We start from the raw sequence: 15,969 nt of genomic DNA, 5'->3' as shown, positions 1-15,969 counted from the left end.
CGAGCACATCCTGAGGTCAACCGGACGGCCGATCCATGGCGGCCGCCCGTACTCCCCAAGGTGGAGGGCGCAGCTCCACACGGGGCGCACGGCCTCGCGTACGGTGACCGCCATGGTTCCCGAGCCCTCCGGCTGGCGCGCGGCCACGGAGCGCGCGCTCTACGGGCCCGGCGGCTTCTGGACCCGCGAGGCGCCCGCCGCCCACTTCCGCACCTCGGTGCACGCCTCCCCGCTGTTCGCGCGGGCCGTCGCACGCCTCCTCCTGCGGGTGGACGCCGCCCTCGGCCGGCCCGAGCGGCTGGACCTCGTCGACGTCGGCGCCGGACACGGCGAACTGCTCACGGGGGTGCTGGCCGCGCTCGACGCAGAAGAGGCCCTCGGCGCGGGAGAGACCCTCGACGCGGGAGAGGCCCCCGGCACGGCAGAGGCCCCGGGGGCGGCAGAGGCCCCGGGGGCGGCCGGAGCGGCGGGGGGCAGGGAGCCGGGGCGCCCGGCGGTGCGGCGGTTGCGGGCGGTCGCCGTGGAGCGCCGGGCGCGTCCCGCCGGGCTCGACCCCCGGATCTCCTGGCAGACGGCGCTGCCCGCGCCGGACAGCCTGACCGGGCTGCTGTTCGCCAACGAGTGGCTGGACAACGTCCCCGTGGACGTCGCCGAGACCGGGCCGGACGGCGTACCGCGCCAGGTGCTCGTCGCACCGGACGGCACCGAGCGGCTCGGCGGGCCGGTGACCGGCGAGGACGCCCGGTGGCTGGAGCGCTGGTGGCCGCTGGCCGGGGCCCCGGCCGGGACGCGCGCCGAGCTGGGCGGGCCCCGGGACGCGGCGTGGGCACGCGCCGCCGGGGCGCTGCGCGCGGGCGTCGCCGTCGCCGTCGACTACGCGCACAGCCGCGGCTCCCGGCCGCCCCTCGGCACGCTGACCGGGTTCCGCGAGGGGCGCGAGGTGCCGCCCGTCCCGGACGGCGACTGCGATCTGACCGCGCACGTGGCGCTGGACGCGGTCGCCGCGGCGGCGCCCGGACCGGCGTATGTGCGCCCCCAGCACGAGGCGCTGCGCGCCCTCGGGGTGACCGGCCGGCGCCCGCCCCTCGCCCGGGCGAGCACCGACCCGGCCGGCTATGTACGCGCCCTGGCCGCCGCGGGACAGGCCGCCGAACTGCTCGACCCGGCCGGGCTGGGCGGCTTCGGCTGGCTGGTGTGCGCACGCGGGGGCGTCCGCGGCCCGGTGTGACGCCGGGAGGGGCGGTCCGGCGGACGGCGGTCCGGCGCACGGCTCTCGGCGACAAGGCAGCCGTCGGCGGACGGCGACAAGGCTGCGGTCGGCCACGGGACGCGTGGGCGCGGCGGACGGCGACGGGACGCGTGGGCGCGGCGGGCGGCACCGCGCGGCGGGGGCGGCCTGCGGGCGGGCGAAAGCGGCGGGCGCCCGGGTGCCGCGGCGGGCGGGCGCTCCTATGCTCGCTTCAGACGCGGTGCCGGGCGGTGTGCCGTCCGGCCCTCCGGACGAGGAGGCGGACCCATGGCACGGACGCGGACGGGCGAGGGGCGAGCGGGCGCGGAGGGCGGTGCGGCAGGCGCGGCCGAGGAAGTCGATGTCGTGGTGCTCGGCATGGGGCCCGGCGGCGAGGAGGTGGCGGGGCGGCTGGCGTCCGCCGGGCTCGACGTCGTCGGGGTCGAGGCGGAACTGCTGGGCGGTGAGTGCCCGTACTGGGCGTGTGTGCCGACGAAGATGATGGTGCGCGGCGCCGATCTGCTGGCCGAGGCCCGGCGGGTGCGCGGCATGGCGGGGCTCGCCCAGGTGGAGCCCGACTGGTCGCCGGTGGCGTCCCGGATCCGGGACGAGGCGACGACGGACTGGGACGACGCGGCGGCCGTGGAGCGCTTCACCGGCAAGGGCGGACGCTTCGTACGCGGCCGGGGGCGGTTCACGGGCCCCGGCGAGGTCGAGGTCGAAAGCGGCGAGGACGGCTCGGCGTCCCGGGTGTCCCGGTTCCGGGCCCGGCGCGGCGTCGTCGTCGCGACCGGCAGCGCCCCGTGGGCACCGCCGGTCGACGGCCTGGACCGGGTGCCGTACTGGACGAACCGGCAGGCCGTCTCCGCCACCGAGGCACCGCCGTCGCTGCTGGTGCTCGGCGGTGGCGCGGTCGGGCTGGAGATGGCCCAGGCGTTCGCCAGGTTCGGCACGCTGGTGACCGTCGTCGAGACCTCGCGCAGGCTGCTGTCCGCCGAGGAGCCGGAGAGCGGCGAGCTGGTCGAGCGGGTGCTGAAGGCCGACGGGGTGACCGTGTGGACGCACACGACGGTCAAGTCCGCGCGGTACTCCGACGCGGAGGGCTTCGTCCTCGATCTGGAGGGCGACGGCGAACTGCGGGCCCGCCGGCTGCTGGTGGCCACCGGGCGGCGGCCGCGGCTCGCCGGTCTCGGCCTGGAGCACCTGGGCATCGACCCGGCCTCCGGGAGCCTGCGCGTGGACGAGCGGATGCGGGCGGCGCCGGACGTGTGGGCGGTGGGCGACGTCACCGGTGAGGGCGCCTTCACCCACATGGCGATGTACCAGGCGGACATCGCGGTGCGCTCGATCCTGGGCGAGAAGGGTCCCGAGGCCGACTACCGTGCCGTGCCGCGGGTGACCTTCACCGACCCGGAGATCGCCGCCGTCGGGCTGACCGAGGACCTCGCGCGCGAGCGGGGTCTGCGGCTGCGCACCGGCACGGCCCAGGTGCCGGCCACCTCGCGGGGCTGGATCCACGGCACGGGCAACGAGGGCTTCCTCAAGCTCGTCGAGGACGCGGACCGCGGGGTCCTGGTCGGCGCCACCGCCGCGGGCCCGGCGGGCGGCGAGATCCTCTACGGGCTCGCCGTCGCCGTCCGCGCGTCCCTGCCGGTGGCCACGCTGCGCGAGATGATCTACGCCTATCCCACGTTCCACCGCGGCGTCCTGGACGCGCTGAACGCTCTCCAGGCGGCCGGGCACACCGACGAGCCGCGTACCAAGCGCTCCCGCTGGACCTGAGCGGCGCCGCCGCACGCTCCGGCCGGGACCGGCCCGGCTAGGCGCTCTCGATCGAGGTGAACGACACGTCCTCGCGGGCGACTTCGCGGGCGTCGGCGTCCACCGATCTGCGCAGGGCCTCGTGCAGCCGGGCCGGGGTGAGGACACCGACGAAACGGTCCTGCTCGTCGAGGACGGCGATCCAGCCGGCGTCGTGCTGGAGCATCGTGCTGAACGCCTGCTTGAGCGAGGAGCCCAGCGGCAGCCACGCCTCCATGCGCCGCGCGTGATCGGCGACCGTACCGCTGCCCCGCTCACCGCCCGCGCCCCGCTTGCCCTGTTCGGCCTCTTTGCCCCGCTCGCCGTCGGCCAGGGCGCCCCGGGCCAGTTCGGCGGCGCCGACCCAGCCGTGCAGCTCGTCGGCGTCGTCCAGGACGACGGCCCAGCGGGCGCCCTCCTCGGTGAGCCGTGCCATGGCGGCGCCCGTGCGGTCGGTCAGATGCACGGTCGGCGGCGCCTCCAGATCGGTGGGCACGATCGAGGTCACCGAGAGCCGCTTGAGCCCGCGGTCGGCGCCGACGAAGTCCGCGACGTACGGCGTGGCCGGCTCGCCCAGCACCCGCGCGGGCGGGCCCAGTTGCTCGATACGGCCCTCGCCGTAGACCGCGATGCGGTCCCCCAGCCGGACCGCCTCCTCGATGTCGTGCGTGACGAAGAGCACCGTCTTGTGCAGCCGCGCCTGGAGCCGCAGGAACTCGTTCTGCAAGTGCTCGCGCACCACCGGGTCGACGGCGCCGAACGGCTCGTCCATCAGCAGCACCGGTGGATCCGCCGCCAGCGCGCGTGCCACCCCCACCCGCTGCCGCTGGCCGCCGCTGAGCTGGTCGGGATAGCGGTCCCCGTACTGGGACGGGTCGAGCCCGACCAGATCCAGCAGTTCCCGTGCCCGCTCCCGCCGCCGGGCGCGCGACCAGCCCAGCAGATGCGGGACGGTGGCGGTGTTGTCGAGCACCGTGCGGTGCGGGAACAGCCCCGTCTGCTGGATGACGTAGCCCATCCGCCGGCGCAGCTGGACCGGTTCGGCGTCCGCGATGTCCTCGCCGTCGAGCAGGATCCGGCCGCCGGTCGGCTCGATGAGCCGGTTGACCATCTTCATCGTCGTCGTCTTGCCGCAGCCCGAGGGCCCGACGAGCGTGACGATCTCCCCCTCCCCGACCTCGAAGGAGAGCCCCTCGACGGCGACGGTGCCGTCGGGGTAGCGCTTGGTCACGTCCTCGAAGCGAATCATGTCCCTCACCGTCACCCTCGGCTCACGCCTTCGCCGTCCCCGGCATTCTCACCGGCCGGTCCGACACCCGGGCGGCGCACCGGCGCACGGTGTCCCGGCCCCCGGCCGCGGCCCGCCACTGAACACGCAACGTCCGCCTCGGGGCAATCCTTTCCACGAAACCCTTCACGGGAGGCACCGCTGTCACCGGGCTGGGATAGGGTCGCGCGTCACTGACCGGGCTCGACACCGTACGGGAGGAGAACGGCGTGAGCAGCACATCACCCGAGGGCTGCCTCGCGGCGAACGACTGGTGGTGCGGGGAGTATCTGCGCACCCGGCAGAGCGAGTTGGTGGACGCGACGGTCGAACACATCTGGATCACCGCGGTCGCCATCCTGATCGCGGTGCTGCTGGCGGTGCCGCTCGCGGTGGCGGCCCGGCGCTGGCGCGCGGCGCGCGGCCCCGCCCTCGCCGTGACGACGATCCTGTACACGGTGCCCTCGCTGGCCATGTTCGCGCTGCTGCTGCCGGTGTTCGGCCTCTCGGCGGCCGTGGTCGTGACGGGGCTGGTGCTCTACTCGCTGACCGTCCTGGTACGCAACACGCTCGCCGGTCTGGAGGCCGTCCCGCAGGAGGCCACCGAGGCGGCCCGGGGCATGGGCTACGGCCCCGGCAGGCTCCTGTTCGAGGTGGAGCTGCCGCTGGCGCTGCCGGCCCTGCTGGCGGGCGTCCGCATCGCCACCGTCACGGCCGTCTCGCTGACGACCATCGGCGCGATCGTCGGCTACGGCGGCCTCGGCAACCTCATCTACGACGGCATGGAGAGCTGGTTCAAGGCGCAGGTGCTCACCGCGTCCGTGCTGTGCGTGCTGCTCGCCGTCCTCGCCGACGTCCTGCTGCTCGCACTCCAGCGGGCCCTCACCCCGTGGACGCGCTCCCGGCGGCGCCGGCGCGCCGCGGGCTCCCCGGGCGGCCCGGCCGCCACCGCGTCCGGTGCGGACGGCGGCGCACCCGCGCCGCAGCTCGCCGGAAGGGCCGGGTGACGGCCGTGGACTTCCTCTCCTATGTGACCGACACCTTCTCCTGGCTCACCACCGGCGCCCACTGGACGGAAGAGGGCGGCATCCTCCAGCGGCTGGGCGAGCACCTCTATCTCACCGGCGTCTGCCTGGCGATCACCTGCGTCCTCGCGCTGCCGCTCGCGCTGTGGCTGGGGCACATCGGCCGCGGCGGCGCGCTCGCGGTGAACATCTCCAACGCGGGCCGCGCCGTGCCCACGTTCGCCGTCCTCGTCCTGCTGTCGATGGGCCCGCTGGGCCGGTACGGGGACTGGGCGACGATCGTCGCCCTCGTCCTGTTCGCCCTGCCGCCGCTGCTGACCAACGCCTACACGGGCGTCCGGGAGGCCGACCGGGACGTCGTCGAGGCCGCGAAGGGCATGGGGATGACGGGCGGCCAGCTGCTGCGCCAGGTCGAACTGCCGCTCGCCTTCCCGCTGATCATGACCGGCATCCAGACGGCCGCCGTCCAGCTCGTCGCCACGGCGACCCTCGCCGCGCTGCCCGGCGGCGGCGGACTCGGCCGGCTCATCACCGCCGGATTCGGCAACTACCGCACCGCCCAGGTGGTCGCCGGCGCCCTGCTCGTCGCCGCGCTCGCGCTGCTCGTCGAGGGCGTGCTGAAGCTCGTCGAGCGCCGGGCCGACCCGATGCGCCGCCGCCCCACCGGACCGGCCGAGGACACCGGGGGCGCCGGGGACACCGGAAACACCACCGCACCTCCCGGAGGCCGGGCCCGGCGCCCGGCCCCGGCCCGCCCCGGCACCTGAGCCCCGCGCCGCCCGCCCGCACCCGACGTCCCGGCACACCCGCACCCGACGAAACGGTGAGCCCGATGCCCGCGCTGCCCCCGCTGCCTTTGCCGCCCGCGCTCCCCGGGAAGCCCCCGCGCTCCCGGCGCCCCGGTCCGGCCCGCGCCCCCGCCCGCCCGCGCGCCCGCGCCCGCCGGGCCGGACGCGCCCTCGCACTCGCCGGTCTGTGCACCGCGCTGACGACGGCGCTCACGGCGTGCGGCGCCGGACTGGAGGAGCAGGCGCCCGGCGGCAAGGGCGGCCTCGTCGTCGGCTCGGCCGGCTTCACCGAGTCGCAGATCGTCGCCGAGCTGTACGCGGGCGTGCTGTCGAAGGCCGGGTTCCGCGCCTCCGTGAAGAAGGTCAAGAACCGCGAACTGTACGAGCCCGAGCTGGAGAAGGGCCGCATCGACGTCGTCCCCGAGTACGCGGCGACGCTCGCCGAGTTCCTCAACGCGAAGGCGCACGGCCCCGACGCCGACCCCGTCGCCTCGCCGAACGCCGACCGCACCCTCCAGGCGCTGCGCAGGCTGGCCGAGCCGCGCGGGCTGAAGGTCCTGGAGGCCGGGCGGGCCGTGGACCAGAACGCGTTCGCCGTCTCCCGCGACTACGCGGCCAAGCACCACCTCAAGACCCTCACCGACCTCGGGAAGAGCAAGCAGCGCATCACCGTGGCCGCCGGCGACGAATGCGAGACACGGCCGTTCTGCCGCCCCGGCCTGGAGAAGACCTACGGCATCGACGTGCGCGGCATCGACCCCAAGGGCGTGGGCACGGCGCAGTCCAAGCAGGCCGTGAAGGACGGCAAGGACCAGCTCGTCCTCACCACGACCACGGACGCCACCCTCGACCAGTTCGGCCTCGTCCTGCTGGAGGACGACAAGAGGCTCCAGAACGCGGACAACATCGTCCCCGTCGTCAACGCGAAGGACGCCGGCGACGCGAAGGTGGCCCGGGCCCTGGACCGCCTCACCCGCGTCCTCACCACCGAGGACCTCACCGAGCTGAACCGGAAGGTCGACCGCGACCGGCTCAAGCCCCACGACGTCGCCGAGCAGTACCTCTCCCGCAAGGGCCTCGTCTAGGGACGCTCCCCCGGTAACCCCGCAGGGGCTGAAAACAGCCTGTGCGGCTTGTGTGAACACGGCCGGCGGCGGGGGTGTGCACGAGGCGGGGCGGGGGAGCGGGGGGACCGGCCGGTGTCACCAACCGGTCCGAACGCGGTAAATTCCCAGCCATGCCACGTGGACGTCACCGTCATTCGCCACCCCTGCACCGGCTTCTGTACCCGGCCGCCGTCGCAGTGGCCGCACTGGCCTGCGCCGGCGCCGCCTGGCTGTTCGGGGAACCGGGGCTGAGCGATACGGCGACCGTCGTACTGCGCTGCCTCGCCGCGCTGGCCGCGCTGTGCGCCGTGTGCGGTGCCGTGCTGCTGCGCCGGTGGGACAAGGCGGCGGGCCGGCGCGTGGGCGATCTGCGGGCACAGCAGGCGAGCGCGGCCTGGCGTGCCGAGGAGAAGCAGGCCGAGCTGGAGACCGAGGCCGAGGACCTGCGGGAGATCCGCGCCCGGCTGGAGACGAAGCTGCGCGACAAGCGCGCCGAACTGGCCCGGCTGCGCTCCGAACACGCCGACCTGCTGCGCCGGTTCGCCCAGGCGCAGTCGGACCGGGCGGACGAGCTGGAGGGCCGCAGGCAGCTGGAGCTGGAGGCCGGCGAACCGGCCCGCGAGCTGGCCCCGGCCGCCACCGACCACCGCAGCGCCACCGGCGCCCCCTCACCGCTGACCTATGTGCGGGCCGGCCGGGCCCTCGACGAGCTGCCCGAGAACGCCGCCCGGCAGCGCGCCGCGCAGGAGGAGCGCGAACGCGAGGAGCGGGCGGCGCACGAGGCGCGGCTGAGCAAGGAGCGCGCCGCGCAGGAGCGGGTGGAGGCCGAGCGGCGGGCCCGTACCAGCACGGCCTCCCCGGTGCCGCCGCCCGCCGGCCCGGCGGACCGCACGGCCAAGGACGGCCGGCACAGCAAGGACGGCAAGCACAGCAGCAACGGCAAGGGCGGCGAGGACGGCACGGGCCCCGCGGAGCCGGACGGCACGAGCGCCGACACCGGCACCTTCGACTTCTTCGGCGTCGGCCCGCGCAACTGACCCGGCCGCCGGACGGCGCGAGCCGCACCGGCCGGGCGCCGGGTCAACGGATGCGGCTCACTTGTCGATGTCGCCGACGACGAAGAAGAACGAGCCGAGGATCGCCACCATGTCCGCGACGAGCGTCCCCGGCAGCAGTTCGCCCAGCGCCTGGATGTTGTTGTACGAGGCCGAGCGCAGCTTCAGCCGGTACGGCGTCTTCTCGCCGCGCGAGACGAGGTAGTAGCCGTTGAGCCCGAGCGGGTTCTCCGTCCAGGCGTAGGTGGCGCCCTCGGGGGCCTTGAGGACCTTGGGCAGGCGCTGGTTGACGGGCCCGGGCGGCAGCTCGGCGAGCCGGTCGAGGCAGGCGTCCGCCAGCTCCAGGGAGTTGTGCACCTGCTCCAGCAGCACCTCGAACCGCGCCAGGCAGTCGCCCTGCTCGCGCGTGACCACCCGCAGCGTGCCCCGCAGCTGCCCGTAGGCGAGGTACGGCTCGTCGCGGCGCAGATCGAAGTCGACACCCGAGGCGCGGGCCAGGGGCCCGCTGACCCCGTAGGCGTGCACGAGTTCGGGCGCGAGCACCCCGACGCCACGGGTGCGGCCGCGGAAGATCTCGTTGCCGAGCACGAGTTCGTCGAAGGTGCCCATCCGGCCGCGCACCGCGGCGACGGCCCGCCGGGCCCGCTCGCGCCAGCCGGCCGGCAGATCCTCCTTCAGGCCGCCGACCCGGTTGAACATGTAGTGCATCCGGCCGCCGGAGACCTCCTCCATGACGTTCTGGAGCTCCTCGCGCTCCCGGAACGAGTGGAAGACGGGGGTGATCCCGCCCAGTTCCAGCGGATAGGAGCCCAGGAACATCAGATGGTTGAGCACCCGGTTCAGCTCGGCCAGCAGCGTGCGCAGCCACACCGCCCGCTCGGGCACCTCCATGCCGAGCATCCGCTCGACGGCCATGACGACGCCGAGTTCGTTGGAGAAGGCCGACAGCCAGTCGTGCCGGTTCGCGAGGACGATGATCTGCCGGTAGTCGCGCGCCTCGAAGAGCTTCTCGGCCCCGCGGTGCATATAGCCCACCACCGGCTCGGCCCGCGCGATCCGCTCCCCGTCGAGGACGAGCCGCAGCCGCAACACCCCGTGGGTGGACGGGTGCTGCGGCCCGATGTTGAGCACCATGTCGGTGCTCTCCGCCGCGCCGCCGATGCCGACCGTCGTGACCGCCGTCTCCGTCTGCGTCATGACGCAAGTCTCGCAGCCTCCTCCTCCAGACGGACAAGCCCTCTCTGCCGGGACTTCTACGCTGTCCCCATGACGAGTCGGACACCGCGCGCGGGCATACCGGACGAGGCCGCGGACCCCGCCGCCGGGACCGGCTGGCGCGGCCTCCAGCCCGCCCTGCTGCCCCTGCGCCGGCTCCTGCTGCTGGCCACGCTGCTGCCGGCGGCCGTGGCCTGCGCCCTCGCGCTCGCCCTGACGGTGGGCGGTCTCTGGCCGGTGTGCGCGGTGCTGCCGCTGGCGGCGGCGGCCTGGGGCTGGGGAGCCCTGGGACGCAACTGGCGCTCGTGGCGGTACGCGGAGCGCGCCGACGACCTGCTCATCGCGCGCGGCGTGCTGTGGCAGGAGCTGACGGTGGTGCCGTACGGGCGGATGCAGCTCGTCGAGGTCACCTCCGGACCGCTGGAGCGCCGCTACGGCCTGGCCACGCTCCAGCTGCACACGGCCGCCGCCAGGACCGACGCGGAGATCCCCGGCCTCTCCCCCGCCGAGGCCGAACGGCTCCGCGACCGGCTCACCGAGCTGGGCGAGGCCCGCGCGGCCGGGCTGTGACCCCCCGGAGGCCCCGGATGCCCGCCGACGAACCCCTCACCCCGCCGCACGGGAAGCACGGGAAGCACGGGAAGCAAGGGAAGCACGGGAAGCACGACGAGCCCGCGCGAACCGAGGACGCTGCCACGCGAGCCCAACACGCTGCCACGCGAGCCCAGGACACCACCCCGAGCGCTCAGGACGCCCCCGCGCGGAAGAGCGACGAAGCCCCCGCGCGGCACGACGGCGGCGGTTCCGCCCGGGAGGACGGCAACACCCCGGCCCGGAAGGGCGGCCGGAGGCTGCTGCCTGCTCGCCCCGAGGGCCGGCGGCTGCACCCCGTCACCCCGTGGCGGCGCGCCTGGGCACCGCTCGCCGCCGTGCTCGCCGCCGTCGCCCACGACGTGGGACGGGCCCGTGAATGGGCCGGGCATCTGACCCCCGGCTGGGTCCTGCTCGCCCTGGGCGTCCTGCTGCCGGTGGCCGCCGGCTACGGCTTCCTGTCCTGGTGGTGCACCAGCTATCTGCTCACCGACACCGAACTGCGCATCCGCACGGGCCTGTTCTTCCGCCGCACCGCGCATCTGCGGCTCGACCGGGTGCAGGCCGTCGACGTCTCCCGGCCGCTGCTCGCCCGGCTGGCCGGCGTCGCGAAGCTCAAACTCGACGTCGTCGGCACCGAGTCCAAGGACGAACTGGCCTTCCTCGGGGAGCGGGAGGCCGTCGCCCTGCGCGCCGAACTCCTCGCCCGGGCCGCCGGGATGGCGCCGGAGGAGGCCTCCGCCGCGGGCGAGGCGCCCTCCCGCGCCCTGCTGCGGGTGGCACCGCGCACCCTGGTGACCGCCACCCTGCTGCTGTCCAGCGCCTGGATCGTGCCGCTCGTGGTCGCCGCCGCCGTGACGGCCTTCGCCGTGTTCGGCGCGCAGAGCCTGTGGGCCGTCGGCGCGGGCGGCGTCCCGCTGCTGGGCTTCGCCTGGTCGCACGGCCTCGGCCGGGTGGTGCGCGAGTGGGACTGGACGGTGGCCGAGTCGCCCGACGGGCTCCGCCTCGACTCCGGGCTCCTGGACCGGCGGCACGAGACGGTGCCGCCCGGCCGGGTGCAGGCGGTCCGCCTCGTCGAGCCGCTGCTGTGGCGCCGCCACCGCTGGGTACGCGTCGAGCTGCGGGTGGCCGGCACGGACGACGACGAGAGCGGCGTGCTGATCCCCGTGGCCCGCCGCGAGGAGGCCGCCGCCGTGCTCGCCCGCGTCCTGCCGGGCGTGGACGTCGCTGCCGCGCCGGCCGCCGCCCGCCCCGCACCGCGCCGCGCGGGGCGCTGCGTCCCGGTCTTCCGGCGCGGCTACCGGCACGGGCTGACCGACACGCTCTTCGTCACCCGCACCGGGCTGCTCGGCCGCCGCACCACGCTCGTCCCGCACGCCAAGGTGCAGAGCGTGCGCTTCGCCCAGGGCCCGTGGGAGCGCCGCAACCGGCTCGCGAACGTCACCGTCGACGACGGAGCAGGCGGCCACGCGACGGCCCGGCTGCGCGACGAGGACGAGGCCAGGGCCCTGGTGACGGGCAGACGGAGGTGACGGGGCGCCCGGGAGGCGCAGGACACCCACCCGGCGCGGAGGGCGCACCCGGCGCACCCGGCACGGACGCCCCGGACCGGGCCCACGGCACGAGCGGCGCGGACAGCACGGGCGGCGCGGGCGGCGGGGCGTCGTGTGCCGGGTGGGGGGGCGACAGGGTGGCCGGGTGGGAGCGACAGGGTGGACGGGTGGGGGCGACAGGGCGGAAAGGCCGGGCGGCGGGCAGGCACCTACCCTGGGCGCATGAGTGCGACGACGGACGCCCGCTGTGGCCGCCCGGAGGGCCCCCGGGGCCTCCCCGTATGGGGCCGCTGCGCCGTGATGGGCGTGGTCAACGTGACCCCGGACTCCTTCTCCGACGGAGGACGGTGGTTCGAGGCGGAGACCGCGGTCAAGCACGGCCTGGACCTGGTGGCGCAGGGCGCCGATCTGATCGACGTCGGCGGCGAGTCCACCCGCCCGGGCGCGGCACGCGTGGACGAGGACGAGGAGCTGCGCCGGGTGCTGCCCGTCGTCCGGGACCTGGCGGACGAGGGCGTCGTCGTCAGCGTCGACACCATGCGTGCCTCCGTCGCCGCGCGGGCGCTGGCGGCGGGCGCGGCCCTGGTCAACGACGTGAGCGGCGGCCTGGCCGACCCCCGGATGGTGCCGGCCGTCGCCGAGACCGGCGCACCGTTCGTGGTGATGCACTGGCGCGGCCGGAGCATCGACATGAACAACCGGGCCGTGTACACCGATGTCGTCGGCGAGGTACTGGCCGAGCTGCGCGAGTCCATACACCGGGCGGTCTCCGGCGGCATCGACCCCGAACGCATCGTCGTCGACCCGGGCCTGGGCTTCGCCAAGCGGGCCGAGCACGATCTCGCCCTGGTCGCCGCGCTGTCCCGGCTGCGCACCGAACTGGGCCTGCCGCTGCTCGTGGCCGCCTCCAGGAAGCGGTTCCTGGGCCGGGTGCTGGCCGCCGAGAAGGGCGCGGCGCCGCCGCCCGCCCGCGAGCGGGACGCGGCCACCGCCGCCGTCTCCTCCCTGGCCGCCCGCGAGGGCGCCTGGGCCGTCCGTGTGCACGAGGTCCGGGCCAGCGCCGACGCCGTCCGGGTCGCACACGCCGTGGAGCAGGCCGCCGAGGCCCTCCCGCACACCGTCGCCCCCGTACCCGAAGCGAAGGACACCGAGGCCACCGCGTGAGCAGTCCCGAGACGGACACCGAGGCCGTGGAAGCCGCCAACACCGCGCTCTACGAGGCGGTCGAGCAGGGCGACATCGAGGCCCTCTCCCGGCTGTGGCTGGAGGACGAGGAGGTGGGCGGCTCGGGGGTCAGCGTCGTCCACCCGGGCTGGCCGGTCCTCACCGGGCGCGGGGAGGTGCTCCGCTCCTATGCGCTGATCATGGCGAACACCGACTACATCCAGTTCTTCCTCACCGATGTGGAGGTCTCCGTACAGGGCGACACGGCCCTGCTGACCTGTACGGAAAACATCCTCAGCGGCGGCCCGGCCGAGGCGGACGGCACGGCGGGCCCGCTGGTCGGCGGCCTGGTGGTCGCCACGAACGTCTTCCGGCGGAGTGCGGACGGCGCCTGGAAGGTGTGGTCGCACCACGGCTCCCCCGTCCTCGTCGAACGGGAGGACGACGAAGAGGGGGAGGACGACGGGGACGGCGGCGAGGACGAGCGCGACCTCGGCCAGGGGGACATCGAGCTCTGAGCGTGCGCCGAGGCCCGCCGAGCGCTCCCCCGGGCTCCGCGCACCGCCCCGGCCGTTCCCGGCCGCTCCCCGCTGCCGTCGGCCGCTGTCGAACGCTTCCCGACGGCCCGCGCGCCGCGCGGAACGGCGCCTTTCCACCCCACCGGGCCCGGCGTCACCCGTGGGTGTCGCGAGAACTCCCGACACCACCCCACTCGTTCGAGTCACGTGCGTGGGAATGCACGCGTGTGCGGCGACGCTGTGGGTAGGCGGCGCCGACGGACGGCCGCGCCGCCGTCCCGGCGGCCCGGGCCCCGGCCCGGTCGGCGGTGGTTCGTCCCCCTACGACCGGATTCCCGGTGCCGGGCGCCCCGGCCCCTCGCCCGGAGGGCCGGACGCTCGCAGGTAGATTCGATTCGTTGGCGCGCTTCATGGCGCCGTGTCCGTACGACCGACGGGAGTGATGCGCGTGGACAGCGTCGCACTGCGCGGCCTCAAGGCGCGTGGGCATCACGGGGTGTTCGCGAGGGAACGCGAGGAAGGCCAGACCTTCGTCGTCGACCTCGTGCTGGGCCTCGACACCCGCCCGGCCGCCGACAGCGACGATCTCACCAGAACCGTCCACTACGGCATCGTGGCGGAGGAGGTCGTCGCGGTCGTCGAAGGAGAGCCGGTCGACCTGATCGAGACCCTGGCACAGCGGATCGCCGACACCTGTCTGCGGCACGATGCCGTGCAGGAGGTCGAGGTGGTCGTCCACAAGCCCGAAGCCCCGATCACCGTGCCGTTCGAAGACGTGACCCTCACTATCAAGCGGAGCCGCGCATGACGCCGAACAGTGACCCGACCGTACAGCCGGTGCCCGCCTCGGTGGTGCAGCAGGTGGATGCGGCGGACACGACCCTGCACGACCCCAAGCTCGCCGTCCTCTCGCTCGGCAGCAACCTCGGCAACCGCCTGGAATCGCTGCAAAGCGCCGTGGACGCCCTGGCGGACACCCCGGGCCTGAAGGTCAAGGCCGTCTCGCCGGTCTACGAGACCGAACCGTGGGGCGTCGCCCCCGACAGCCAGCCCTCCTACTTCAACGCCGTGGTGCTGGTGAAGACGACGCTTCCGCCCAGCTCGCTGCTGGAGCGCGGGCACGCCATCGAGGAGGCGCTGGAGCGGGTGCGCGACGAGCGCTGGGGCCCGCGGCCGATCGATGTGGACATCGTCGCCTACCAGGGCGTCGTCTCCGACGATCCGAAGCTCACCCTGCCCCACCCGCGGGCGCACGAGCGGGCGTTCGTCCTCGTGCCGTGGCACGACATCGACCCGGCCGCCGAAGTGCCCGGGCACGGCAGCGTCCACGATCTGCTGGCCGCACTCGGCACCGAGGGCGTCACGGCGCGCGCGGACCTGGAACTCAGCCTCCCGGCCTGAGCGTTGGCGCCGGTACCCGTGCCATCAGCAGCCCCGGGCCGCACCCCGGAACGCCGCCCCCGCGAGGTGAAAGCTCAGTGAAGGAACTACGCATCCGCACCCTGGCGGGGCTCTTCGTCGTCGCCGGGGTGCTCTCGTGGGGCGGCGCCCGGCTCTGGGACGCGCTCGGCACGCTGCCGGGCGTCCCGGTCGCGGCGCCGATCGTGCTCGGCGCGATCGCGGCCGTCCTGCTGGCCACCGCGCTGTCGCTGCGCGCCCGGCTCAAGGCCCAGCGCGAGCGGCAGCCGGAGGCCAAGGGCGTGGACCCGATGATGGCCGCACGCGCCGTGCTGTTCGGTCAGGCCAGCGCCCTCGTCGCGGCGCTCGTCTCCGGCATGTACGGCGGCGCCGGCGTCTTCCTGCTCGCCGAGCGCTCCGACATCCCCGCCCGCGGCGACCAGGCCATCTATGCCGGCGCAGCCGTGGTCGCGGGAATCACCGTGATAGCGGCGGCCGTCTTCCTGGAGCGCGTCTGCCGGCTCCCGGAGGACGATGACGACGACCACCCGCCGGCCACCGCGGCCTGACGGGCGGCTCCCCGGCGGCGGCCGGCCCGGCGCCTCAGCCGGCCGACGGCCGCCCCACGGGGCTCACCCGGCACACACGGCTCACTTGGCCAGTATCAGGCTCATCGCCTCGGCACGGGTCGTCGAGTCGCGCAGCTGACCGCGCACCGCCGAGGTCGTCGTCTTCGCACCCGGCTTGCGCACCCCGCGCACCGACATGCACATGTGCTCGCACTCGATGACGACGATGACGCCCCGCGGCTCCAGGATCCGCATCAGCGAGTCGGCGATCTGCGTCGTCAGCCGCTCCTGCACCTGCGGGCGCCGGGCGAAGACCTCCACCAGCCGGGCCAGCTTGGACAGTCCGGTGATCTTCCCGGAGGCCGAGGGGATGTAGCCGACGTGCGCCACCCCGTGGAACGGCAGCAGATGGTGCTCGCACTGGCTCACCACCTCGATGTCCTTGACCAGCACCATCTCGTCGTGCCCGAGGTCGAAGGTGGTCGTCAGCACGTCCTCCGGCCGCTGCCGGAGCCCGGCGAACATCTCCCGGTAGGCCCGCGCCACCCGGGCCGGCGTCTCCAGCAGGCCCTCCCGATCGGGGTCCTCACCGACGGCGATGAGCAGTTCACGCACCGCGTTCTCGGCTCGCTTCTCGTCGAACTCGCCTATCGGCGTCTCGCCGTCCAGGGTCACCGGGTCGGTCATCTGTC

At 75.1% G+C, this 15,969-nt stretch carries 16 protein-coding genes; 13 read left to right on the top strand and 3 right to left on the bottom strand.

Translation table 11 applies throughout. The annotated features are described in order from the left end of the window. Positions 1-112 precede the first annotated feature (112 nt). Positions 113-1,228 (top strand): SAM-dependent methyltransferase, encoded by a 1,116-nt coding sequence (locus SCA03_RS20300; RefSeq protein ID WP_141275554.1) that lies wholly within the window; start codon positions 113-115, stop codon positions 1,226-1,228. Between the two features lie 288 nt (positions 1,229-1,516). Then, entirely contained in the window at positions 1,517-3,010 is a 1,494-nt protein-coding gene (locus SCA03_RS20295) for a dihydrolipoyl dehydrogenase family protein (protein WP_141275553.1), read from the top strand. A gap of 37 nt (positions 3,011-3,047) precedes the next feature. Here SCA03_RS20295 and SCA03_RS20290 read toward each other — a convergent pair whose 3' ends face one another. Next, positions 3,048-4,277: an ABC transporter ATP-binding protein gene (locus SCA03_RS20290; protein WP_086818405.1), complete on the bottom strand. Its 1,230-nt coding sequence runs from the start codon at positions 4,275-4,277 to the stop codon at positions 3,048-3,050. A gap of 248 nt (positions 4,278-4,525) precedes the next feature. Here SCA03_RS20290 and SCA03_RS20285 point away from each other — a divergent pair, with 248 nt between their 5' ends. The 4 genes from SCA03_RS20285 to SCA03_RS20270 all read left to right on the top strand — a co-directional run bounded on the left by SCA03_RS20285 (position 4,526) and on the right by SCA03_RS20270 (position 8,251). Beyond that, positions 4,526-5,302, top strand: a complete 777-nt coding sequence (locus SCA03_RS20285) for an ABC transporter permease (protein WP_030889385.1) — start codon at positions 4,526-4,528, stop codon at positions 5,300-5,302. After that, a complete protein-coding gene (locus SCA03_RS20280; protein ID WP_230988829.1) occupies positions 5,299-6,087 on the top strand; it encodes an ABC transporter permease in 789 nt (262 codons plus the stop codon). The genes SCA03_RS20285 and SCA03_RS20280 overlap by 4 nt, the downstream gene beginning before the upstream one ends. Before the next feature lie 65 nt (positions 6,088-6,152). Beyond that, positions 6,153-7,193, top strand: a complete 1,041-nt coding sequence (locus tag SCA03_RS20275) for an ABC transporter substrate-binding protein (RefSeq protein WP_141275552.1) — start codon at positions 6,153-6,155, stop codon at positions 7,191-7,193. A gap of 152 nt (positions 7,194-7,345) precedes the next feature. After that, entirely contained in the window at positions 7,346-8,251 is a 906-nt protein-coding gene (locus SCA03_RS20270) for a hypothetical protein (protein ID WP_141275551.1), read from the top strand. Between the two features lie 57 nt (positions 8,252-8,308). On the opposite strand, the gene SCA03_RS20265 is transcribed toward SCA03_RS20270, so the two are convergent. Beyond that, positions 8,309-9,466, bottom strand: coding sequence for an NADH-quinone oxidoreductase subunit D (locus SCA03_RS20265; RefSeq protein WP_086817863.1), 1,158 nt, complete (start codon positions 9,464-9,466; stop codon positions 8,309-8,311). A 69-nt stretch (positions 9,467-9,535) separates the two neighbouring features. Between SCA03_RS20265 and SCA03_RS20260 the strand changes: the two genes are divergently transcribed. The 7 genes from SCA03_RS20260 (at position 9,536) to SCA03_RS20230 (ending at position 15,277) form a co-directional block, all read left to right on the top strand. Further along, on the top strand, positions 9,536-10,054 hold the full coding sequence (locus tag SCA03_RS20260; protein WP_030889416.1) for a PH domain-containing protein: 519 nt from the start codon (positions 9,536-9,538) through the stop codon (positions 10,052-10,054). Positions 10,055-10,071: 17 nt separating this feature from the next. Beyond that, positions 10,072-11,607 (top strand): PH domain-containing protein, encoded by a 1,536-nt coding sequence (locus tag SCA03_RS20255; RefSeq protein WP_086817864.1) that lies wholly within the window; start codon positions 10,072-10,074, stop codon positions 11,605-11,607. Positions 11,608-11,850: 243 nt separating this feature from the next. After that, entirely contained in the window at positions 11,851-12,792 is a 942-nt protein-coding gene (gene folP / locus SCA03_RS20250; protein ID WP_051847029.1) for a dihydropteroate synthase, read from the top strand. Beyond that, the gene (locus tag SCA03_RS20245) at positions 12,789-13,310 is read left to right on the top strand and encodes a nuclear transport factor 2 family protein (protein WP_030891107.1); all 522 of its coding nucleotides are present in this window, start codon (positions 12,789-12,791) and stop codon (positions 13,308-13,310) included. Before folP ends, SCA03_RS20245 begins: the two co-directional genes overlap by 4 nt. Before the next feature lie 448 nt (positions 13,311-13,758). Further along, positions 13,759-14,118, top strand: a complete 360-nt coding sequence (gene folB, locus SCA03_RS20240; RefSeq protein WP_030891104.1) for a dihydroneopterin aldolase — start codon at positions 13,759-13,761, stop codon at positions 14,116-14,118. After that, the gene (folK, locus tag SCA03_RS20235) at positions 14,115-14,711 is read left to right on the top strand and encodes a 2-amino-4-hydroxy-6-hydroxymethyldihydropteridine diphosphokinase (protein ID WP_030891101.1); all 597 of its coding nucleotides are present in this window, start codon (positions 14,115-14,117) and stop codon (positions 14,709-14,711) included. The genes folB and folK overlap by 4 nt, the downstream gene beginning before the upstream one ends. Positions 14,712-14,788: 77 nt before the next feature. Next, complete coding sequence (locus SCA03_RS20230; RefSeq protein WP_086815492.1) at positions 14,789-15,277, top strand: DUF3180 domain-containing protein; 489 nt, start codon at positions 14,789-14,791, stop codon at positions 15,275-15,277. An 81-nt stretch (positions 15,278-15,358) separates the two neighbouring features. On the opposite strand, the gene folE is transcribed toward SCA03_RS20230, so the two are convergent. Then, positions 15,359-15,964: a GTP cyclohydrolase I FolE gene (gene folE, locus SCA03_RS20225; RefSeq protein WP_030891094.1), complete on the bottom strand. Its 606-nt coding sequence runs from the start codon at positions 15,962-15,964 to the stop codon at positions 15,359-15,361. Positions 15,965-15,969: the final 5 nt, after the last annotated feature.

It is taken from the genome of Streptomyces cacaoi (assembly GCF_006539165.1).
GTDB classification, from domain to species: domain Bacteria; phylum Actinomycetota; class Actinomycetes; order Streptomycetales; family Streptomycetaceae; genus Streptomyces; species Streptomyces cacaoi.
The sequence above is the reverse complement of the archived record's forward strand: the minus strand, read 5'-3'. Positions and strand labels throughout refer to the sequence as shown.